Here is a 19810-nt window from a genome sequence, read left to right as displayed (position 1 = left end):
GTTCCTCCCTCAGAAACTTGTCGCAATGTACTTGGCTTCCATGAACTCGGCGATACCGTGATGCTGCCCTCCTTCACGTCCAAGGCCGCTCTGTTTCACACCGCCAAAGGGGGCAGCGGGATCGGAGACCAGTCCACGATTGAGCGCGATCATGCCGGCCTCGACCTTGGAGGCGACGCGCATGCCGCGGCCAATGTCGCGGGTATAGATGTAGGCGGCGAGGCCATATTCGGTATCGTTGGCGGCAGCGATGACCTCTGCCTCAGTCTCGAAACGGTAGAGCGGCGCGACGGGACCGAAAATCTCCTCACAGCCCATTTCCGCGGCCGAGGAAACATCGACAAGCACCGTCGGCGGATAAAAGAAGCCGCGTCCTGCCACTGTTCGTCCGCCGCAGAGGGCGCGCGCGCCGCGCGAAATGGCGTCCTCAACAAGGCGCTCGATCTTGCCCACCGCCTTGCGCGTGATCATCGGACCGCATTCCGTATCCGCATCCACGCCCGGGCCCACATTGAGGGCGGCCATGCGTCGGGTAAATTTTTCCGCGAAGGCGTCGTGGATACCTGACTGAACATAAATGCGGTTTGCAGCCGTGCACGCCTCACCCGCATTGCGCATTTTCGCGACCATCAGACCCTCGATCGCCGCGTCGATGTCCGCATCGTCGAAAACGATGAACGGCGCGTTGCCGCCAAGTTCCATGGAGCAGGAGATGACATTTTTCGCCGCTTCCGCCAGAAGGGTACGGCCGACACCCGTCGAGCCTGTGAAGGAAAGTTTTCGCACGCGCGGGTCGGCCAGCATGGCGGCGATGACGGGGCCTGGCGTCGATGTTGTCATCACGTTCACGACGCCCGGCGGCACGCCAGCCTCCTCGTAGAGAGCCGCAAGCGCATAGGCCGTCAGCGGCGTCTCGCTCGCCGGCTTCAAGATGACGGTGCAACCTGCGGCAAGGGCAGGCGCGATCTTGCGGGTCGCCATCGCGGCCGGGAAGTTCCACGGTGTGATGAGAACGCAGATGCCGATAGGCTGGTAATCGACGACGATGCGGTTTCCACCGGCCGGGGCAATGCCGAACTCACCAGAAATGCGCACCGCCTCCTCGGCGTTCCACCGAAAGAACTCCGCCGCATAGGCCACCTCGCCGCGCGCGTCGCGCAACGCCTTCCCGTTCTCGAGCGAAATGAGCCTGGCAAGCGTTTCGGAGCGCTCCACCATAAGTTCGAAGCAGCGGCGCAGGATCTCGGAACGCTTTCTCGGCGGCGTCTCGCGCCAGCTTTCCGCGGCGCTTGCGGCGGCCTCCACGGCCGCTGTCGCATCCGCAAGGGTCGCATCCGGCACGGCGGCAATGACGGCCTCGGTCGAGGGGTCGATCACCTCGATCCGACCCTCGCCCGCCGCAGGCCGCCAGGCGCCGCCAATATAGAGGCCGCGGGAGAACGAGTGGAGCCCGAAGGGATCGTGGTCTGGATGCGCAGAATGCTGGTTGACGTTCATGATGGTTTCCCAGGTCAGAGGGCGGAAGCGGCCAGGTCGCCGTCATAGGCGGCCCGCACGAGGCCGCGCATGGCGGCCGCATCGAAGGAGCGTGGATTATTCTTGATCAGCCGGCCGATGCCGAGCGCCTGCTCTGCGGCCCAGTCGATCCGGTCTTCCGGCAGTCCGAGCCCAGCAAGCGTCGGCGCGATGCCGATCGCGGCGAAGAGGCGGCTCACCTCGCCGATCGCGGCATCGGCGAGCGTCTCGTCGTCCTCCACTCCGGTCGGATCGAGGCCGAGCGCCCTACCGACAATGGCGATGTCCGCGCCCGCGACGCGGCGATTATATGTCATCACATAGGGCAGCATGGTCGCAACCCCGAGGCCGTGCGGCGTATGGGTCAAGGCGCCGACCGGATATTGCACGGCATGGGCCGCAGCAGTACCCGCCGTTCCGAAGGCGCAGCCGGCTGCGAGCGCGCCCATCATCACATCGGCGCGCGCATCGATGTCGGCGCCGTCGACGAAGGCCTTTTCCAGGCTCCGGCTGAGGAGCCGGATGGCATGCAGCGCGAACTGGTCGGAGAGATCGCTCTTGCCGATGAAGACATGCTGTTGCGCGAGTTCTGGATCGCCGGGGCGGCGCATGGCGGTGAAGGCTTCGATGGCATGCGTCAACGCATCCGCACCGGCAATCGCCGTAAGCCCGGGCGGGCAGGATAAGGTCAGTTCCGGGTCGCAGATCGCCGCTGCGGCGATGAGATATGGGCTGGAAATGCCAACCTTCAGGGTACGGTCAGGATCGGAAACAACCGCGACCGGCGTCACTTCGGAGCCTGTGCCTGCCGTCGTCGGCACGGCGATGACCGGCAGGATGGGCGCCGGCACCTTGAACTCACCGTAGTAATCGGCGAGCGCGCCGCCGTGAGCGAGCAGGAGCGAAGCGCATTTCGCCATGTCGAGGCAGCTGCCGCCACCGATGCCGATCACCATATCGGGCTCAAAGCCGCGCGCGGCCTCAACGCAAACCGCGACAGTTTTTTGCGGCACGTCCGGCAGCGTCTGGTCATGAACCAGCACGACAATGCCGGCTGCTTCAAGCGCGGCGATCATTTCCGCGAAGACCGGTGTTGCGGAAAAACGCGCATCCGTGCAGACGAGTGCGCGCCGGCCGGTTCTGCTGGCGACGCTCGCGAGCGCATGGCGCTGGCCGACGCCAAACAGAATTTCCCGCGGCAGCCTCAAGGCGGCAAACAGGCTCATGATCTTTGTCCCTCGAAGGCCAGAATGCGGGGGTGCGAAAGCGCGTTGAGGTCTTCCCACAGGCGCTGGTCGATCTCGAACCCGTTGCGGCTTGCCGCCGCTCGCCGCCGGCGGGCACGGTCGCCCGGGACGAGAACCGGTTTGCCGGCGCTGGCGGGTGGTGAAGCGCGCACGGCATCGAGATAGGTCGACAGTCGCGCCGGCAATCCCGGCGCCAGACTGGGCTCGATCAAGATGAAGACGTCGCCCTTGTTGCATGGCGACTGGCTGTCGAGCGTGCCGCGCGCATCCGGCGCGAGCGCCGAGCCGGCAAGAGCTGCCACCAGCAGCTCCATGGCGATGCCGAGCCCGTAACCCTTGGCGTCGCCGAAGGGCGCAATCGCGCCGGCCTTCGCACGCCCCGGATCGGTCGTCGGGTTACCGGCCGCATCGCGCGCCCATCCCTCGGGAATGGGCCTGCCGGTCGCCGCGTGATGATGGATGCTGCCCATCGGCACGAGGCTGGTGGCCAGGTCAAGCACGAGCGGTTCCTCGGCCGTCGGCACGGCGATAGCGATGGGATTGGTGCCGAGCATGGCCCGGGTACCGCCGAAGGGATGGACCAGCGCCTCGCTCGACGAGAGCGCGATGCCGACGAAACCCATTGCGGCGATGGCCTCCACATAATGCGCGAGCATGCCGAGATGGTTGGCGTTGCGCACGGCGACAAGGCCGATGCCAAGATCCGCAATGTGAGGCGATAGCCGCTCGATCGCGGCCATGGCGACGACGGGGCCAAGTCCCGACGCCCCTTCAACCTCCAGCACCGCATCCGCGCGCCAGCGCTGTGTGCCTTTCGTCTGCGGGTCAATGACCCCGGCCTCGATCCGTTCGACCAGCCGCGGAAGCCGGTACAGGCCATGCGACGGGTGCCCCTTCATCTCCGCCGTCACCAGGACGCGAGCCTGCAGGGCCGCATGGTCACGCGGTGCGCCATGCTCTTCGAGCAGTCGGGTGGCAAGCGCAAGCGCTGCCGCTTCGGATAGACGCATGATTTTTCCTCCCTATATTAAATCGTATAGGATATAGGATTGTCTTGGCCGCAGCATCGTGCTAGCGATTGGACCTGTCAAGAGGCAAGGCAGCGGATGATTTCGACGAGACCGAAGGAACCCTCAACGGGCACAACCCAGATACCGCGCGCCAACAGCCTGGCGGGCGACGTCTACGAGGCAATTTTCAACCAGCTCATGTCGTTGAAGATTGCGCCGGGGACGCGCATCACGGTCGACAACCTGGTCAAGGAGTTCAACGTCTCCCATACGCCGATCCGCGAAGCCCTCGGCCGGCTTGAAGGCGAAGGCCTCGTCGTCAAGCAGCATCTCGTTGGCTATCGTGCCGCGCCGCAGATCACGCGCCACCGTTTCGACGAGCTCTATGAACTGCGTCTGCTGTTGGAACCTGCCGGCGCTGCGAAGGCAGCCGAGACGATGAACGACGAAAAGCTGGCCATTCTCACCGAGGCCGCGGGCGTGATGACACGCAGCGACAACAGGGACGAACGAGCGAACTATTCGGCCTTCGCGCGCCAGGACGCCATCTTTCACGACCGGATCATGGAATTTGCCGGCAACGAGTTGATCCGCGAGATGCTGACATTCCAGCACACGCATTTCCACATCTTCCGCCTGATGTTTCATCGCCGCGTCACCGAGGAGGCGCTCGCCGAGCATCAGACGCTGCTCGATGCCTTTGCGGCGCGCGACCCGGGCGCGGCTGCGAACGCAATGCGCATTCATATCGAACATTCGCGCGACCGGCTGTTGCCGGCATTCGACGAAGTCTGAGCAACCGCGCCGGGCAAGGACGAGCCTGCCCGACCTGACAACGAGGAGGAGAACCCATGCCAGGCAAGAAAATCCTGATGCTCACCGGCGATTTCACCGAGGAGTACGAAATCTTCGTCTATCAGCAGGCGATGGAGGCGGTCGGCCACACGGTGCACGTCGTGTGCCCGGACAAGAAGGCCGGCGACATCCTCAGGACGTCGCTGCACGATTTCGAGGGAGACCAGACCTACACCGAAAAACTCGGGCACAACGTCACCATCAACAAGACGTTTTCCGAGGCCGAGAACCAGCTCGACCAGTATCATGCCGTCTACTGCGCCGGCGGGCGCGGACCGGAATATATCCGCACCGACAAGCGGGTGCAGGCAATGGTGCGTCATTTCCACGAGCAGAAGAAGCCGATCTTCACCATCTGCCACGGGGTTCAGATCCTGATCGCGGTCGACGGTGTCGTTCGCGGCAAGAAGGTGGGTGCACTTGGGGCCTGCGAACCCGAAGTCACCCTGGCGGGCGGGACCTATATCGACCTCTCGCCAACCGAAGCCTATGTCGATGGCACGATGGTTTCGGCCAAGGGCTGGACGGCGCTCGCCGCCTTTATCCGCGAATGCCTGAAGGTGCTGGGAACGGAGATTCACCACACCTGAGACGACGGACCAAATAACAGAAGGCCCGGCAGGTGACATCTGCCGGGCCTTGTTTGCGGTTGGGCCAGCAATCACGCTCCGCCGCGGTTCCAGCCGCGGCCACGCTCGCCGAACATTTCATAGCCGCCATCGGTGATGGCGAGCGTATCCTCCAACTTGATGAATCCGCGCTTTGGGTGAAGCATCGTCGTCTCGACCGAGATCACGCTCCCGGCTTCCAGCGGCTTGTCGGCATCGATGCCATCATAGGTGACGGGGTGGTTCGTCATGAGGAATGGCGCTTCGTGGGCGATGAGGCCCATGCCATGGCAGAAAAAGTCGGTGAAGGCCGCTGACGGCGAGGCCTTGAGCTCGGCCTCCGCTGCCACGATCATCTCCCTGCCCGCAGCCCCTGCCCTGACCTTGGCGAAGGCCGCTTGCTGGATGCATTCGACTTCGGCCAGAAGATCCTCCAGCTCCGCATCCGGCTCGCCGAGCACACCCATGCGGCACAGGTCACCGATATATCCGTGATAGTTGCCGCCGGAATCGATCGACAGGATCTCACCCTCGACCCAGGCTTGCGGCGAGCCCGCGCGGTTGTGGCTGGAGCCGAGCGTCAGCAGGCAATATTCGAAGTGCAGGCCGCGGTTCGTTTCCTCCCGGCGCAGCTGCTCGATGATCTCCATCTTCGTCGAACCGGCGCGGGCCGCCGCGACCGTCGCCAGCATCGAGTCGGTGATCAGTTCGGAGGCGCGTCTCAGCTTTGCCAGTTCATCCGGCGTCTTGACCGCCCTTAACCGCTCCAACACATGCGTGGCATCGACAAATCGGGCGCCATCCAGCCGATCGGCAAGCAGGTCGCGGGCGTCGGATGGCAGGAAGGCTGGCTCGATGCCAATGCGCCCACCGGTCTTGCCGATTTTCTTCAGGTGCTCGACGGCGAGCCCGGCGGCATCCTGCGTGCCCCAGGTCGCCGTATGCACGGCGGGCGTCCAGAACGGATTATTCTGGTGTTCTGCGCCCTCCATGCGGTTGCCCACATAGGCGGAGTGATCGGGCGCGCCTTTCTCATAAATCACCATCGGCAGATACCGGCTATGCCCGATCGCATCCATGGCCGCGAAGAAGATGAACTTGTAGCCGCCCATGAGATATTGCGTGTTGTGTTTGGAGGTGGCGACAATGACGTCGATACCGGCTTCCTCCATGAGACGGTCGAGCTTGGCCGTATCGAACGGCGTCACGGCGGCCTGCCTTGTTTGCCCTGCATTGTCGTTCATTGTCTTTCCTCCCAGAAAATGGATGCGACGCCTCAAAAGCCCGGCGGCAGCAGGCGGAAGTCCGGCAAGTCGCGAAGCGCAAGCTCCGGCCCCGCCGGTGAGTAGACCACGAAGAGGAGCATTGGCCCGCCGCCAGTGTTCTTCGTCGAATGGAAGCGACTTTCGGGAACATAGATCGTGCAGCCGCTGGCGACCTTCCTCGTGATCGGATTACCCGTCTCGTCCTCGACCATTTGCTCGCCCTCGCCGGAAATCACAAAAATGATTTCCTCCGCGCCAGGATGATTGTGGCGGGAATGGCCTTCGCCGCTTGGCAGTTCGACGACACCGCCCGAAAAGCGACTGGCGCCGTTGACCTCGGGCGCCACGGTCAGCGACAGCTTGCCCCAGTCGAAGCCGAAGGCGCTCACATCCTTAGGATAGATGAAGTACTTGTCCTTTACCATGAAACGGCCTCCTCCACGTCCTTGCTCAGACGACCGCGCCGATGGCGAGCGCCTTGAAATCTTCCGTCTGCTTACGAATTGCCGCCTCTGCCGGCAGACGCTCCATCGAGCTTGCGCCATAAAAGCCGTGGCAGCCAGGGCAACGCTCGAGAACGTAGCGCGCATCCTCCGGCATGGAGATCGGCCCGCCATGGCAGAGCACAATGACATCGTCGCGCACGGAACGCGCTGCCTTGGCGATCGCGGTGATCTCATCGATGCAGTCATCGAGCGACTTGCCGGAGGTGGCGCCGATCGTGCCGCCGGTTGTCACGCCCATATGCGCCACAATGATGTCGGCGCCGGCGACCGTCATGGCGACAGCCTCGCTCTCGTTGAAGACATAGGGCGTCGTCAGCAGGTCGAGCCCGTGGGCGGTGGCGATCATCTCGACCTCCAGATTGTAGCTCATGCCTGTCTCCTCGAAACTCTGCCGCATCCGGCCGTCGAAGAGGCCGATTGTGGGGAAGTTCTGTACGCCGGAAAAGCCCATTGCCTTGAGGTCGGCGAGGAAGCGCGGCATCAGCACGAAGGGGTCCGTGCCATTGACGCCGGCGAGTACCGGCGTCTTTTTCACGACCGGCAACATTTCGAGCGCCATGTCCTTGACGATCTCGTTGGCATTGCCATAGGCGAGCAGTCCGGCCGCCGAACCGCGCCCCGCCATGCGGTAGCGCCCGGAATTGTAGATAATGATGAGATCGATGCCGCCTGCCTCCTCGGCCTTGGCGGAGATGCCCGTGCCGGCCCCGCCCCCGACGATCGGCACGCCGGCTGCGATCATGCCGTGAAATTTTTCGAGGATGGTGTTGCGCGGTATGACTGGCATCGATTTGTCTCTCAGGGGTTGGCGATGTCACGATAGGCCGCGACGGCGGCCTCGGCGAAATCTGGGTCGTTGATATGGAGCGGCAGGCGAATAATACGTCGCGACGCCGTCGGCTTCACCGTCGCCTCGAGCGCGGCGAAAAGCGCGGCGTCGGCTTGCGGATCGAAGAACGCACCGCCTTCGATGTCGAGGGCCGAAACACCCTTTTCGGGAATGAGGAAGCGTAGGGGGCCGTGGCAGAGATTGAGCTTGTCGCCGATCCAGCGACCAATCTGCGCGCATTCGGCCAGCGTCGTGCGCATCAAGGTGACGTTCGGGTTGTGCTGGTAAAACAGCCGACCGGAATAACGCTCCGGAACGGTCTCCGGCGCCCAGAAGTTCACCATGTCGAGCGCACCAACCGAACCGATATAGGGCAAGCCTTTGCGAGCAATGGCGCCGAAACGGTCCGAGGTGGCCGGCAGGACGCCGCCGAAAAGCAGGTCGCAGACCTCGGTCGTCGTGATGTCGAGCACGCCAGAGATGAGCTCGCTGTCGGCAAGCTTCTCCATCGCCCGCCCGCCCGTGCCTGTGGCGTGGAAGACCAGGCAATCATAATCTGCTCGGAGGCGCTCGACCATGGCCGATACGGCAGGTGTGGTAACGCCGAACATGGTAAGCCCGAGGGCCGGCTTGGATGCAGTCACCTCAGCCGGGCGGTGGGTCATGGCGGTGATCGCCTGAGCGGCGTTGTGAAGGATGACGCGGCTCAGCCGGTTCAGGCCCGCCATGTCCGTGACCGAAGGCATCATCACGATGTCTGAAACATCGACAAAGGGAGCCACATCGCCGGATGCGAGCGTCGATACCATGATCTTTGGCAGACCGAGCGGCAATTGGCGCATGCCTGCGGTAATGATCGAAGTGCCTCCGCCTCCACCTATACCGATGACGCCGGCGATGTCCTGGCGCTCCACAAGGAAGCGCGCGAAAGCAATGCCCATCGCCGCGACCGCACTTCCGCGGTCCCCGCTGGCAAGAACGGCTCCAGCCCCGTCCGGATGGCACGCCGCCACTGCGTCGGCCTTCACATCGACGGCGGTCGCAGGCTCGCCTATGCCGACGTCAACGCGGACAACACCGCCGCCCGCCGCTTCGATGCAAGCGGCAAGATAGGCAAGCTCCTCGCCCTTCGTGTCGGCCGTGCCGACCACGTAGATCTGCTTCATTTCCCCTCCGAGACCGGGTGGATTTCCTCCCGGCATATCTCACGTTGGGACAAAGCGACGGGCCCTTGCAAATTTGTGAGACGTGCGTATCATAAAGACATGGATGTCTCACGTCAACAGAACGAAACAGCCAGGACCGAGCGAGGCCCGCGTGCCCGAACGCGAAAACTGATGCTTGAAACGGCTACGCGGCTCATGCAGTCCGGCATCACGCCGTCGGTAAGTGAAGTCGCCGAGGCAGCCGAAGTCTCGCGTGCGACGGCCTACCGTTACTTTCCGAGCCAGGCCGTGCTCGTGCATGCCGTGGTGGATGAGGCTCTGGGGCCGATACTCAGTTGGTCATCGGATAGTCCGGACGCACGCACTCGCGTTGCCGACCTCTTGGCGACTGCAATGCCGCGCATCGACGAGTTCGAGGCCACCTTCAAGGCGGCGCTGAAACTTTCGCTGGACCAGTGGGCGCAGCGCCAGGCGGGCACGCTCGGCAACGAGCCGCTGTTCAAGCGCGGCCACCGGGTCGACCTGCTGAAGAGCGTCACGGCCCCCCTGCAGGGCACTGTGCCGCCCGAATCCCGGGAACGCCTTGCACAGGCGCTTTCGCTTGTCTTCGGCGTCGAGGTGCTGATCGTATTGAAGGATATATGGGGCCTGACCTCGGAAGGCGCGCAGTCTGTTGCCGAGTGGGCCGCCAGGGCTCTTGTCGATACCGCATTACGGCAGGCAGAGAGCGGGGCGTAACGTGGCGCGCCCAGACTTGGCGCACAAACTGGTTAGACCAGTGGCAGTAATATGTTCTTGTATTGTGGTCCGGATCGGCGATGATGAATGTGAGGCGGCCCGCCACGACTGCGTCGGCAGGCCAGGAATTACAGGGGAATGACAGCGAAAGCCTGAAGACGAGCCTTTGACGAGAGGTCTCCCAGGTTGCGCTTGACGATAATGGCATTTGGTAATACCAGATCAAGTTAATGACATTCAGGCTTGAGATCTGAAACGAGCTAGGGGTCGAGGAGGACCCCCAGCACGAACACCACCCAGGAGGATCGGGAAGCCAGATCGGGAGGCCCGCGATGAAGCGGGAGGCGTGCATAAATGGGAGGAAACGTTATGCGCAAAACTATGACCGGTCTGTTGGCCGGTGTCGGATTGATGTGGGCGTGCGGAACATCCGCACAGGCCCAGGAACTGACCATCTTCTGGGCCGAGTGGGATCCGGCAAACTACCTTCAGGAACTCGTCAACGAATACGAGGCTCAAACCGGCGTCAAGGTCACGGTCGAGACCACACCGTGGGCCGACTTCCAGACCAAGGCCTTCACCGAGTTCAACGCCAAGGGTTCAGCCTATGACATGGTCGTCGGCGACAGTCAGTGGATCGGGGCAGCGTCAGAAGCCGGCCATTACGTCGATCTGACCGACTTCTTCACCAAGCACAATCTGACCCAGGTGATGGCCCCGGCAACGGTGAAATACTACGCCGAATATCCGTCGAACTCGAAAAAGTACTGGTCGGTTCCGGCCGAAGGCGACGCCGTCGGCTGGTCCTACCGCAAGGACTGGTTCGAAGACCCCAAGGAGATGGAGGCGTTCAAGGCCAAATACGGCTACGATCTCGCACCGCCGAAGACATGGGCCGAGATGCGTGACATCGCCGAGTTCTTCCACCGTCCAGACCAGAAGCGATACGGAATCGCCATCTACACCGACAACTCTTATGACGGTCTCGTCATGGGTGTCGAGAACGCGATCTTCTCGTTTGGAGGCGAACTCGGCGACTACCAGAGCTACAAGGTCGACGGCATCATCAATTCCGAGAAGAACGTCAAGGCGCTCGAGCTTTATCGCGAGCTCTACGGCTTTACGCCACCGGGCTGGGCCAAGTCCTTCTTCGTCGAGAACAACCAGGCGATCACTGAGAACCTGGCGGCGATGAGCATGAACTACTTCGCCTTCTTCCCGGCCCTGGTGAACGAGGCGTCCAACCCGAACGCCAAGGTTACCGGCTTCTTTGCCAATCCGGCGGGCCCGAACGGCGAGCAATTCGCAGCGCTCGGCGGCCAAGGCATATCGGTCATCTCCTACTCAAAAAACCAGGAAGAGGCGATGAAATTCCTCGAATGGTTCATCAAGGACGAGACCCAGAAGCGCTGGGCCGAACTCGGCGGCTATACGGCAAGCGCCAAGGTGCTTGAATCGCCGGAGTTTCAGAACGCGACACCCTATAACAAGGCCTTCTACGAGACGATGTTCAAGGTGAAGGACTTCTGGGCAACGCCTGAATATGCCGAACTGCTGATCCAGATGAACCAGCGCATTTATCCCTTCGTCACTGCCGGCCAAGGCACGGCGAAGGAAGCGCTCGAATCCCTGGCAGCGGACTGGAACGCGACGTTCGCGAAATACGGACGCCACAAGTAGCAAGCGCGCTCAGCGGAGGGGCCGCGGCCCCTCCCATTTCATTCTGCATCTCCGCGTTGAAGGCGCGGCTCAAGAGGGCGCGGCGCCCGGAATTCACTTCGCGCATCGTGATGCCGTTCCGGCATCCGGCGCCGAACTCTCGGAGGAGGAGAGGATTGGCCACCGCAGTCATGACATCGCTGGACACGAAATCGCGTGCCGCATCCCGCGGCATGAGCGACATCCGGATTCGCAATCTCTTCATCATTCCGACGATCCTGTTCCTGATCGTCTTCAACATCTTTCCGCTGATCTATTCGCTCGGCTATTCCTTCACCGACTTTCGCGCTTCGTCGAACGCGCCGGCCAACTTCGTCGGCCTGCAGAACTACCGCGAGTTGCTGAACGATCCTTTCATCTGGTCGAATTTCGCCATCACCGCGAAATATGTGATCGTCTCTGTGACGGGGCAGGTGATCGTCGGCTTCGGCACCGCGATGCTGCTCAACCGCGATATCCCGCTGAAGGGTCTTTTGACGACGCTGCTGTTGCTGCCGATGATGCTCTCGATGGCAGTGGTCGGCCTCTTCTGGAAGCTGCTCTACGACCCGTCCTTCGGCATCATCAACTACGCACTCGGCCTCGGCTCCTTCGAGTGGCTGTCGAATCCGGACATGGCGCTCTATGCGGTCGCAATCACGGACATCTGGATGTGGTCGCCCTTCGTGATGCTGCTGTCGCTTGCCGGCCTTTCGGCCGTGCCAAAGCATCTCTACGAGGCAGCGGCGATCGACCGGGCGGGGCCGTTTTATACATTCTTCCGCATCACGCTGCCGCTGGTGGCGCCGATCCTGATGATCGCAATCATCTTCCGCACGATGGAGGCCTTCAAGACCTTCGACCTCGCGTACATCCTGACCAGCCAACCGACGACCGAGGTGATCTCCATCCGGCTCTACAAGATGGCCTTCCAGGAATGGCAGACTGGGCGCTCCTGCGCACTCGCCTACATCGTCCTGATCATGGTTCTCGCCATCACCAACATCTACGTCAAGTACCTCAACAAAGTGAAGGAGCGCTGAGATGGCTGCCGTCCAAACCCGCTCCGAACGCGCGCTGAACCGGGTGGCGATCGCCGCCGTACTGGTCATCACGCTGATCTTCCTGGCGCCGATCTATTGGATCACCTCGACGGCCTTCAAGCCGCGCAACCTTGCCACCACCATTCCGCCGACGGTGCTCTTCGAGCCGGAACTCTCGCCCTTCGTGAAGCTCTTCACCAAGCGCTCGCAACTGCGCGGGGCGCCGAGCCCTGAAGAATATGCCGCCGCCCCCTGGTGGGAGCGGATGGTGTTCGACGGCGGCGAGAAGATCGTTCGCTCCGGCCGCGGCGAGGTGCAGCCCTCCGGCTATCCGAACCGCTTCATGAACTCGCTGATCGTCGCCATCACGTCCACGGTGCTGGCCGTCGGCATGGGAACCTTCACAGCCTACGGCTTCTCGCGCTTCAAAGTGAAGGGGGAGGCAGACCTTCTCTTCTTCATCCTGTCGACGCGCATGCTGCCGCCCGTCGTCGTGGCAATCCCGATGTTCCTCATGTACCGCGTCGTCGGCCTCAACGACACGCATTGGGGCCTCATCATCCTCTACACCGCCTTCAACCTTTCCTTTTCCGTCTGGCTGATGAAGGGCTTCATCGACGAGATCCCGAAGGAATACGAGGAGGCCGCGCTCGTCGACGGCTACACGCGGATGGAGGCCTTTTTCAAGATCGTCATCCCGGAAGCAGCGACCGGAATCGCCGCGACCGCGGTCTTCTGCTTCATCACGGCCTGGAACGAATATGCATTTGCGCTAATTATGACCAACCGACGCGCGCAAACGGCTCCACCCTTCATCCCGAGCCAGGTCGGCTCAGGCCTGCCGGATTGGACGGTCATTGCGGCCGGCACGTTCCTGTTCCTGCTACCGGTCGCCATCTTCACCTTCCTGCTCAGGAACCATCTCCTGCGCGGCATGAGCTTCGGAGCGATCCGCAAATGACTTTCCGCGCCTTGAACCAGAAATATCTCGAACCCGCTTCACAGTATCTGATGATCCTCGGCATTATCGCGCTCTGCCAGCCCTGGAACCTGTTTCTGCATCGCTACGGCATGACGATGACGCTCGTCGGACTGATCGCCTTCATGGTGACGACCAAAATCCCGCGGGACGCGCAACCAGACGAAGGCAACCATTCATGACGCAGATCGAACTTCGCGGAATTCAGAAATATTTCGGTGCCGTCCAGGTCATCAAAGACCTTAATCTCGCCATCGCCGACAATGAATTCATCGTGCTCCTTGGACAATCGGGCTGCGGAAAGACGACGACATTGCGCGCCGTCGCGGGGCTGGAAACGATCGACGAAGGCGACATTCTGATCGACGGGCAGCCGGTGCAGCATATCAAGGCGTCCGGCAGGGACATCGCCATGGTGTTCCAATCCTTCTCGCTCTATCCGCACATGACGGTCTACGAGAACATCGCCTTCCCGCTCCGCGCTACCCGGATGAGCCGTGCCGATGTCGATGCGTCGGTCCGCGAGATCGCCGGTGTGCTGCGCATCGCCGGTCTGCTGGCCCGCAAGCCTTCGGCGCTGTCAGGCGGCGACATGCAGCGGGTCGCAATCGGCCGTGCGCTGGTGCGGCGGCCAAAGGCCATGCTGATGGACGAGCCGATCGGTGCGCTCGACGCGAAGCTGCGCGAGGAGATGCGGGCGGAAATCAAGCGTTTGCATATCAAGCAGGGTTCAACCACCATCTACGTGACGCATGACCAGGTGGAGGCCATGTCGCTCGCCGACCGCATCGTCATCATGCACGAGGGCATCCTTCAGCAGGTCGGCACGCCGGAAGAGGTTTACGCGCAACCCGCCAACACGTTCGTCGCCCAGTTCGTCGGAAGCCCGGTCATGAACATGGCGCCGGCGACTATAAGCGAAACGGGCAGCCATACCAGCGTGCAGATTGGCGACGGGACGACTGGCTTCGAGTTCCCCGCCGTGCTGGCCAACCGCCTCTCTGACGCAAGAGCCGAGAACGGCAAGCTGACACTCGGGGTCCGGCCCGAGGGCGTGCTTGTTTCACGGGAGGCCCGCGAGGGCTTCATGCCGGTCGAGGCGCATATCATCGAGCCTCTCGGCTCGCACGACATCGTGGACCTGAAGGTCGGTCGCCAGATGATCAGGGCACGCACCAAGAGCGGTTTCGTGCCTGGTCCCGGCGAAGCCGTCTGGGCGCGCATCGACCCCGCCCAGGCACATTTCTTCAACACCGCGACCGGCTCGTCGCTGGGGATCAGACTCTGATGGCGCATATCGAACTCAAGGGCATCACCAAGACCTTCGGCAACCACACGGCGCTGAAAAACCTGAACATCGACATTGCTGACGGCGAGTTCTTCGTGCTGCTCGGGCAGACCGGCGCCGGCAAGACGACGACGCTGCGCCTGATCGCCGGTCTCGAAAAGCCGACCGCAGGCCAGGTCTTCATCGACGGGCAGGACGTTGCCGACTGGGGTGCCGCGGAGCGCGATGTGGCCCTTGTGCTCCAGCAATATTCACTTTACCCGCGCTATACGGTACGGGAGAACCTGGAATTTCCATTGAAATCCCGTATCCGTCGCGTTGAGCCCGGAGAAATCAAGGAGCGCGTCGACCGCGTTGCAAAGACCCTGCGCATCGAGCATCTGCTCGACCGCAAGACGGACCGGCTGTCGGGAGGCGAGATGCAGCGCGTATCGATCGGCCGGGCCATCGTGCGCAAACCGCGGGTCTTCTTGATGGACGAACCGCTTTCGGCGCTCGACGCGAAGCTTCGCGAAGCACTTCGCACCGAGCTGAAAAACCTGCAGATGAACCTCGGCGCGACCTTCCTCTTCGTCACTCACGACCAGATAGAGGCCATGTCGATGGGCGACAAGATCGGCGTCCTGAACAATGGTCAACTGGTGCAGACGGGTACGCCGCAGGAGATCTACGGAAACCCGGTCAACACCTTCGTCGCGCGCGCGGTCGGCTCGCCGCCGATGAACCTGATCGCCGGCACGCTTGCCGGCGGCGAAGCAGTGGCGAGCGAGGGCTACCGGCTGCCCCTCGGGAAAGGACACGGGATCGCGACAGACGGTCGCCCGCTCACCTTCGGCATCCGTCCCGAGGACATTTTTCTCGACAGCGGCGCGCCCGGCGAAGCACGGGTCCACGACGTGGAAAATCACGGTGTCGAAAAGATCGTGACGCTGCGCACCGGCGAGAGGTTCATCCACGCGACCGTGCCGACACAGACGGCGCTTCGGATCGAGGATGAGGTTCGCTTTTCGTGGAATCCGGAAAAGGTCGTGCTGTTTGACGCCGGAAGCGGTGTAAGCCTGCGGCACGCGGGCTGACCTGATCGGTCCGAAGGATGCCAGCGGCCTCGGCGGCACGGCAGGGGCAGCGAGCGTTTCGAGTTGTCGCGACGAGGCGCTATGCGGGAAAGCGCCGGCGGTAGTGTTCTACCACTTCGGGATTGCACAAATTGACGGGCAAGTCGCCCTTGATGACGCGCAGGGCTTCGCTCGCCGCGCCTGTTCCCATGCGCATCATGCTCTCTTCCGTCAGACCAGCCAGATGCGGCGTGACGATGACGTTGTCAAAGCCGAAATAGGGATGGTCGAGCGGCAGCGGCTGCGTTGCGAAGACGTCGAGCGCGGCTCCGCCGACGCGACCATCGCGCAGCGCCTCGACCAACGCCGCATCATCGATCACCGGGCCGCGCGAGACGTTGACCAGAATGGCCGCGGGCTTCATGCGCCGGATGCGACCGGCGTTGAGCAAGCCGGTCGTCTCCGGCGTCAGCGGGCAGCAGAGCACCACGATGTCGGCCGTCGCTACAAGCTCATCGATCGTCAGGAAACGCACGCCGTCCGGCACGCTTTCCGGCGACCGGCTCGTGACCACCACCTCCAAGCCGAAGCCGAACTTCGCGATCTTGAAGATCGCCTTGCCGACATTGCCCATGCCGACGATGCCGATGGTGCGGCCGGCGAGGTCGACGGCCGCGTCCGATCGGGCGCGGCCCGCCACCCAGCCGTTCTGACGCAGTTCGCGGTCCATCAGGCGGAAGCGCCGAAGCAGGGCCAGTGTCACAAGGAAGACGTGCTCGGCGACAGTCGAGGCATTGGCGCCCGGGACATTGGCGACAAGCACGCCGGCGCGGGTCGCTGCATCCATCGGCACCATGTCGAGCCCGGCACCATGGCGGATCGCCGCGCGAAGCGCCGGCGCATCCTCGAAGAAGGCCGGCGGGATCGGCGCTCGTATGACGAGGATGCCCGCGCCGCGGCCTTCTCGCAGCAATGTTTCGGGATCGGGCGCGGAAGCGACGCGCAGATCACCCGCAGCCTCGAGCATGGACCTGGCCGCAGGGTGCAGGGGATGTGTGGAAAAGATGAAGCTCATCGGCCCTCCCCGCCGGTTACGCCTATCAAGCTGCCGTCGCTGGACCGCCGATAAGGCCCTTCCAATAGCTTTCCGCACCTTGAAGATGCGCGCTCATCAGCGCCTGGGCGAGATTGCCGTCTCGGGCAAGCAGCGCCTCGTAGATGCGGATATGCTCCTCATGCGAGCGCCGGCTGCGGGCGGCGTCGGCAAAATAGATCGGCAGGCGGTGCTCGCCCATGACGTAATAGACGCTGCACACCCGATGGAAGACGCTATTTTTGGTGGCCCGGACGATCTCCAAATGAAAATCCCGGTCCTCGCGCGCCAGCCCCTCGCCGGCGGCAAGCTTCGCCTCCGACGCGGCGAGGATATCGCGCAAGTGCTGGTAATTCTCCTCCGTCGCCCGATTGCATGCGAGTTCCGCGGCCTTGATCTCATGGATCTTGCGAAGCTCCACGGTCTCGTAGATCAGGATAGGGTCAAGTGGCACGCCGGCGCGGGCAAAGAGTGCCATTGCCTCCACGCTCGCCTCCGTGGTCGTCAGATAAATACCCGACTTGGCCCGGCGCTCGACGATGCGCATTGCCTCAAGAATGGCCAGTGCCTCGCGAACCTGGCCCCGGCTGACGCCGAAATGCTCCGCAAGCTCTCGCTCCGAAGGCGTACGGCCGTTGCCGCTCGAGTTCGAGAACAGGTGGGCTGCGAGATCGGAGAGGAGGGAGTTTTCTTTCATCGTCACTGTCTTTGCGCGTGAGTCTCCAGGACCCGCTGATTGATCGTGAAGCCCAGGCCAGGCCTGTCCGGGATCTCTACCATACCGTCCTTCACCGACACAGTGTCCTCGACAAGATCGTGGATCATCGGATTGGCGCCGAGCGAATATTCGATGATGAAGCTTGCCGGAGAGGCCGCGCACAAGTGCAGGCCGGAGAAGAAGCAGGGCGCGCCGGCCCATAGATGCGGCGCGAAACGGAGGTTGAAGGCGCTGGCGAGCGAACTGATGCGCATCGCCTCCGTAATGCCGCCGCAGAAGGCGGGATCCGGCTGGAATATGTCGGCGGCCCGAAGCATGGCAAGATCTCGGAAAGCGAAACGCGTCGCCTCGCTCTCGCCCGCAGCGATCGGCACGTTCCCAGCCGCGCGCACCTCCGCCATGCCCGGCTTGTCATCCGCTATCACCGGCTCCTCGAACCAGGCGAGGTCGCAATCGGCGACCATCTGGATGAAGCGCTTTGCCTCCGCAACAGTATAAGTGCCGTGCGCATCGACCATCAGGTCGACGTCGGGGCCGATTGCCTTGCGAGCCGCCCGCACGCGCGATGCCGAGACATGCAGCGCACGATCCATCGCACCGACACGCATCTTGACCGACTTGAAACCACCGGCCGCGACATAGGACCGGAGCTGTTCGCCGATCCGGTCCACGCTCTCCCAACCGCCCGAGGCATAGGCGGGCAACCTGTCCGCCTTGCGCCCACCCAGCAGCTTCCAGACGGGGACGCCGAGCGACTTGCCGAGAATGTCCCAGAGCGCTATGTCGACCGCGCTGATCGCCGCGACGGAAAGGCCGCGCCGCGCGATCTCGGGCATGGCGTGACCCGAACTCGCCGCCGTCTCGTGGCGTACGCCGTTATAGAGCATCTCCCAAATGGTGGAGATGTCGGCGGGATCGCGGTCGATGAGCTTCGGCCCAATCTCGTGATTGAGCATGTGGACCAGCGTGCCATAGGTGCCCGAACTGCCCGCGGCATTCTTGCCCTCTCCCCAGCCAACGATGCCGTCGTCCGTTTCGATCCGCAGGATCGCACTATCGAAGGTCGTCAGACGGCCGAAGTCGCTGCGGTGCTGACGGCTCGCCTCGATGGGAATTTTAATCCACCAGGCCTCTACGGTCTTGATGCGCATGTCTCGGATCCCCTGCCCCTCACGGCCCGCGAGCCGCAGGGCATTTGTCTTTCCGTTCGTTACTTGATCAGCGGCAGGATCGTCTCGGCGGTGATCCGCATCTGATCGTCGTAGAACTTCTCAGTGAGAAGACTCGAGCCGTGGTCCTGGATAAATTTCAGTTGCTCCGGGGGAATATCGACGGGGTTGCGCTCGACCATGTCCGGATATTTTGAGGCCGGCGTGCGGTCGACCGGAGCGACGAATTCGTTGGTGACGGCGCCGTCGTACCCGATCTCCTTCAGCGTGCCGATGATCTTCGGCCAGTCGAGCTGTCCGAGGCCGGCGGCAAAACGATTGTTATCGGCGACGTGGAAATCGAACAGGCGCTTTCCAGCGAGCCGGATCGCTTCATACATGTCTTCCTCCTCGATGTTCAGGTGGAAGGCATCAAGGCAAACCCCGCATTCGGGGCTGACGGCATCGGCGAGCGCCAGCGCTTGGGCGGCACGGTTGAAGAAATAGGTCTCGAAACGGTTGAGTGGCTCGACGGCAATGCGCACGCCCCTCTTCTGAGCATGGGCAAAACACTCCTTGGTAGCGTCCACCACCCATGTCCACTCTTCCTCCTCGGTGCCATCCGGCACCACCTTGCCGACGGTCGCCGGCACTAGGGTGACGATCTCGCCCTCGAGTTCGCTGACCATGGTGATGACGCTCTTGACATAGTCCACCGACCTGGCGCGCTGGCCTTCATCCCTGGCGGCAAGATTGCGCTCGCCGAGCGTCAGCGTAACGGCGCCCCAGCAGCGGATGCCATGCTCTTTCAGCAGCGCCCGCGTCTCGTTGACGTCGTACTGCGCCGGCTCGCCGGATATCTCGATGCTTTCGTAGCCATATTTCTTGATGCGCTTCAGCGTGACGGCGAGCGGCTCGGCCCGCATCCAGTTATGTGTCGAAAGATGCATGAGGTCCTCCCAGATAGTTGCAGCACGGTCCACCGCCAATCGGGCGGCCAAATGTTGTGTTATCGTTGGCCGCTCTCGCCATCCTCGGCAATCTGGTTT

At 62.7% G+C, this 19810-nt stretch carries 20 protein-coding genes; 9 read left to right on the top strand and 11 right to left on the bottom strand.

Going from position 1 to position 19810, the window contains the following annotated elements:
• Positions 1 to 9: 9 nt before the first annotated feature.
• From AC244Q_RS27360 to AC244Q_RS27350, 3 genes are read right to left on the bottom strand one after another with little or no spacing between them, the layout of a single operon-like run.
• Positions 10 to 1497 (bottom strand): NAD-dependent succinate-semialdehyde dehydrogenase, encoded by a 1488-nt coding sequence (locus AC244Q_RS27360; RefSeq protein ID WP_128406127.1) that lies wholly within the window; start codon positions 1495 to 1497, stop codon positions 10 to 12.
• Positions 1498 to 1511: 14 nt separating this feature from the next.
• Positions 1512 to 2741, bottom strand: coding sequence for an iron-containing alcohol dehydrogenase (locus AC244Q_RS27355; RefSeq protein WP_487764154.1), 1230 nt, complete (start codon positions 2739 to 2741; stop codon positions 1512 to 1514).
• Positions 2738 to 3772, bottom strand: coding sequence for an Ldh family oxidoreductase (locus tag AC244Q_RS27350; RefSeq protein WP_128407345.1), 1035 nt, complete (start codon positions 3770 to 3772; stop codon positions 2738 to 2740). Before AC244Q_RS27350 ends, AC244Q_RS27355 begins: the two co-directional genes overlap by 4 nt.
• A gap of 96 nt (positions 3773 to 3868) precedes the next feature.
• Between AC244Q_RS27350 and AC244Q_RS27345 the strand changes: the two genes are divergently transcribed.
• Positions 3869 to 4567 (top strand): GntR family transcriptional regulator, encoded by a 699-nt coding sequence (locus AC244Q_RS27345; protein WP_128407344.1) that lies wholly within the window; start codon positions 3869 to 3871, stop codon positions 4565 to 4567.
• 56 nt (positions 4568 to 4623) lie between these two features.
• On the top strand, positions 4624 to 5217 hold the full coding sequence (locus AC244Q_RS27340) for a DJ-1/PfpI family protein (RefSeq protein WP_003562944.1): 594 nt from the start codon (positions 4624 to 4626) through the stop codon (positions 5215 to 5217).
• 71 nt (positions 5218 to 5288) lie between these two features.
• Here the strand turns inward: AC244Q_RS27340 and AC244Q_RS27335 are convergent, their stop codons facing one another.
• Genes AC244Q_RS27335 through AC244Q_RS27320 form a run of 4 tightly spaced genes read right to left on the bottom strand, consistent with a single transcriptional unit; the run spans position 5289 to position 9001 of the window.
• A complete protein-coding gene (locus AC244Q_RS27335; RefSeq protein ID WP_128407343.1) occupies positions 5289 to 6479 on the bottom strand; it encodes a M24 family metallopeptidase in 1191 nt (396 codons plus the stop codon).
• Between the two features lie 32 nt (positions 6480 to 6511).
• A complete protein-coding gene (locus AC244Q_RS27330; RefSeq protein ID WP_003549741.1) occupies positions 6512 to 6925 on the bottom strand; it encodes a cupin domain-containing protein in 414 nt (137 codons plus the stop codon).
• A 25-nt stretch (positions 6926 to 6950) separates the two neighbouring features.
• Positions 6951 to 7793, bottom strand: coding sequence for a phosphoenolpyruvate hydrolase family protein (locus tag AC244Q_RS27325; RefSeq protein WP_128407342.1), 843 nt, complete (start codon positions 7791 to 7793; stop codon positions 6951 to 6953).
• A gap of 11 nt (positions 7794 to 7804) precedes the next feature.
• Positions 7805 to 9001, bottom strand: a complete 1197-nt coding sequence (locus tag AC244Q_RS27320) for a Tm-1-like ATP-binding domain-containing protein (RefSeq protein WP_012755379.1) — start codon at positions 8999 to 9001, stop codon at positions 7805 to 7807.
• Between the two features lie 99 nt (positions 9002 to 9100).
• On the opposite strand from AC244Q_RS27320, the gene AC244Q_RS27315 reads away from it, so the two are divergent.
• From AC244Q_RS27315 to AC244Q_RS27285, 7 genes are all read left to right on the top strand, one after another.
• Complete coding sequence (locus tag AC244Q_RS27315; protein ID WP_017996408.1) at positions 9101 to 9739, top strand: TetR/AcrR family transcriptional regulator; 639 nt, start codon at positions 9101 to 9103, stop codon at positions 9737 to 9739.
• Between the two features lie 369 nt (positions 9740 to 10108).
• On the top strand, positions 10109 to 11419 hold the full coding sequence (locus AC244Q_RS27310; RefSeq protein WP_003562954.1) for an ABC transporter substrate-binding protein: 1311 nt from the start codon (positions 10109 to 10111) through the stop codon (positions 11417 to 11419).
• A gap of 155 nt (positions 11420 to 11574) precedes the next feature.
• A complete protein-coding gene (locus tag AC244Q_RS27305) occupies positions 11575 to 12480 on the top strand; it encodes a carbohydrate ABC transporter permease (protein ID WP_003562956.1) in 906 nt (301 codons plus the stop codon).
• A 1-nt stretch (position 12481) separates the two neighbouring features.
• On the top strand, positions 12482 to 13441 hold the full coding sequence (locus AC244Q_RS27300; RefSeq protein WP_003562958.1) for a carbohydrate ABC transporter permease: 960 nt from the start codon (positions 12482 to 12484) through the stop codon (positions 13439 to 13441).
• Positions 13438 to 13641 (top strand): hypothetical protein, encoded by a 204-nt coding sequence (locus AC244Q_RS27295; protein WP_003562960.1) that lies wholly within the window; start codon positions 13438 to 13440, stop codon positions 13639 to 13641. The genes AC244Q_RS27300 and AC244Q_RS27295 overlap by 4 nt, the downstream gene beginning before the upstream one ends.
• Positions 13638 to 14747, top strand: coding sequence for an ABC transporter ATP-binding protein (locus AC244Q_RS27290; RefSeq protein WP_012755377.1), 1110 nt, complete (start codon positions 13638 to 13640; stop codon positions 14745 to 14747). The genes AC244Q_RS27295 and AC244Q_RS27290 overlap by 4 nt, the downstream gene beginning before the upstream one ends.
• On the top strand, positions 14747 to 15823 hold the full coding sequence (locus tag AC244Q_RS27285) for an ABC transporter ATP-binding protein (RefSeq protein ID WP_017996410.1): 1077 nt from the start codon (positions 14747 to 14749) through the stop codon (positions 15821 to 15823). The genes AC244Q_RS27290 and AC244Q_RS27285 overlap by 1 nt, the downstream gene beginning before the upstream one ends.
• A 79-nt stretch (positions 15824 to 15902) precedes the next feature.
• Here AC244Q_RS27285 and AC244Q_RS27280 read toward each other — a convergent pair whose 3' ends face one another.
• From AC244Q_RS27280 to AC244Q_RS27265, 4 genes are read right to left on the bottom strand one after another with little or no spacing between them, the layout of a single operon-like run.
• Positions 15903 to 16877: a hydroxyacid dehydrogenase gene (locus tag AC244Q_RS27280; RefSeq protein WP_128407341.1), complete on the bottom strand. Its 975-nt coding sequence runs from the start codon at positions 16875 to 16877 to the stop codon at positions 15903 to 15905.
• Between the two features lie 25 nt (positions 16878 to 16902).
• The gene (locus AC244Q_RS27275) at positions 16903 to 17592 is read right to left on the bottom strand and encodes a FadR/GntR family transcriptional regulator (RefSeq protein WP_003562968.1); all 690 of its coding nucleotides are present in this window, start codon (positions 17590 to 17592) and stop codon (positions 16903 to 16905) included.
• Between the two features lie 2 nt (positions 17593 to 17594).
• A complete protein-coding gene (locus AC244Q_RS27270; protein WP_003562969.1) occupies positions 17595 to 18764 on the bottom strand; it encodes a mandelate racemase/muconate lactonizing enzyme family protein in 1170 nt (389 codons plus the stop codon).
• A gap of 59 nt (positions 18765 to 18823) precedes the next feature.
• Positions 18824 to 19711: a sugar phosphate isomerase/epimerase family protein gene (locus AC244Q_RS27265; protein WP_012755374.1), complete on the bottom strand. Its 888-nt coding sequence runs from the start codon at positions 19709 to 19711 to the stop codon at positions 18824 to 18826.
• Positions 19712 to 19810: the final 99 nt, after the last annotated feature.

This window comes from Rhizobium sp. CB2179 (assembly GCF_057653455.1).
The sequence above is the reverse complement of the archived record's forward strand: the minus strand, read 5'-3'. Positions and strand labels throughout refer to the sequence as shown.

Excerpts from the sequence above, each read along its gene's own strand:
- AC244Q_RS27360 (WP_128406127.1), bottom strand. The coding sequence starts at position 1,497 with ATGAACGTCAACCAGCATTCTGCGCATCCAGACCACGATCCCTTCGGG.
- AC244Q_RS27355 (WP_487764154.1), bottom strand. The coding sequence starts at position 2,741 with ATGAGCCTGTTTGCCGCCTTGAGGCTGCCGCGGGAAATTCTGTTTGGC.
- AC244Q_RS27350 (WP_128407345.1), bottom strand. The coding sequence starts at position 3,772 with ATGCGTCTATCCGAAGCGGCAGCGCTTGCGCTTGCCACCCGACTGCTC.
- AC244Q_RS27345 (WP_128407344.1), top strand. The coding sequence starts at position 3,869 with ATGATTTCGACGAGACCGAAGGAACCCTCAACGGGCACAACCCAGATA.
- AC244Q_RS27340 (WP_003562944.1), top strand. The coding sequence starts at position 4,624 with ATGCCAGGCAAGAAAATCCTGATGCTCACCGGCGATTTCACCGAGGAG.
- AC244Q_RS27335 (WP_128407343.1), bottom strand. The coding sequence starts at position 6,479 with ATGAACGACAATGCAGGGCAAACAAGGCAGGCCGCCGTGACGCCGTTC.
- AC244Q_RS27330 (WP_003549741.1), bottom strand. The coding sequence starts at position 6,925 with ATGGTAAAGGACAAGTACTTCATCTATCCTAAGGATGTGAGCGCCTTC.
- AC244Q_RS27325 (WP_128407342.1), bottom strand. The coding sequence starts at position 7,793 with ATGCCAGTCATACCGCGCAACACCATCCTCGAAAAATTTCACGGCATG.
- AC244Q_RS27320 (WP_012755379.1), bottom strand. The coding sequence starts at position 9,001 with ATGAAGCAGATCTACGTGGTCGGCACGGCCGACACGAAGGGCGAGGAG.
- AC244Q_RS27315 (WP_017996408.1), top strand. The coding sequence starts at position 9,101 with ATGGATGTCTCACGTCAACAGAACGAAACAGCCAGGACCGAGCGAGGC.
- AC244Q_RS27310 (WP_003562954.1), top strand. The coding sequence starts at position 10,109 with ATGCGCAAAACTATGACCGGTCTGTTGGCCGGTGTCGGATTGATGTGG.
- AC244Q_RS27300 (WP_003562958.1), top strand. The coding sequence starts at position 12,482 with ATGGCTGCCGTCCAAACCCGCTCCGAACGCGCGCTGAACCGGGTGGCG.
- AC244Q_RS27295 (WP_003562960.1), top strand. The coding sequence starts at position 13,438 with ATGACTTTCCGCGCCTTGAACCAGAAATATCTCGAACCCGCTTCACAG.
- AC244Q_RS27290 (WP_012755377.1), top strand. The coding sequence starts at position 13,638 with ATGACGCAGATCGAACTTCGCGGAATTCAGAAATATTTCGGTGCCGTC.
- AC244Q_RS27285 (WP_017996410.1), top strand. The coding sequence starts at position 14,747 with ATGGCGCATATCGAACTCAAGGGCATCACCAAGACCTTCGGCAACCAC.
- AC244Q_RS27280 (WP_128407341.1), bottom strand. The coding sequence starts at position 16,877 with ATGAGCTTCATCTTTTCCACACATCCCCTGCACCCTGCGGCCAGGTCC.
- AC244Q_RS27275 (WP_003562968.1), bottom strand. The coding sequence starts at position 17,592 with ATGAAAGAAAACTCCCTCCTCTCCGATCTCGCAGCCCACCTGTTCTCG.
- AC244Q_RS27270 (WP_003562969.1), bottom strand. The coding sequence starts at position 18,764 with ATGCGCATCAAGACCGTAGAGGCCTGGTGGATTAAAATTCCCATCGAG.
- AC244Q_RS27265 (WP_012755374.1), bottom strand. The coding sequence starts at position 19,711 with ATGCATCTTTCGACACATAACTGGATGCGGGCCGAGCCGCTCGCCGTC.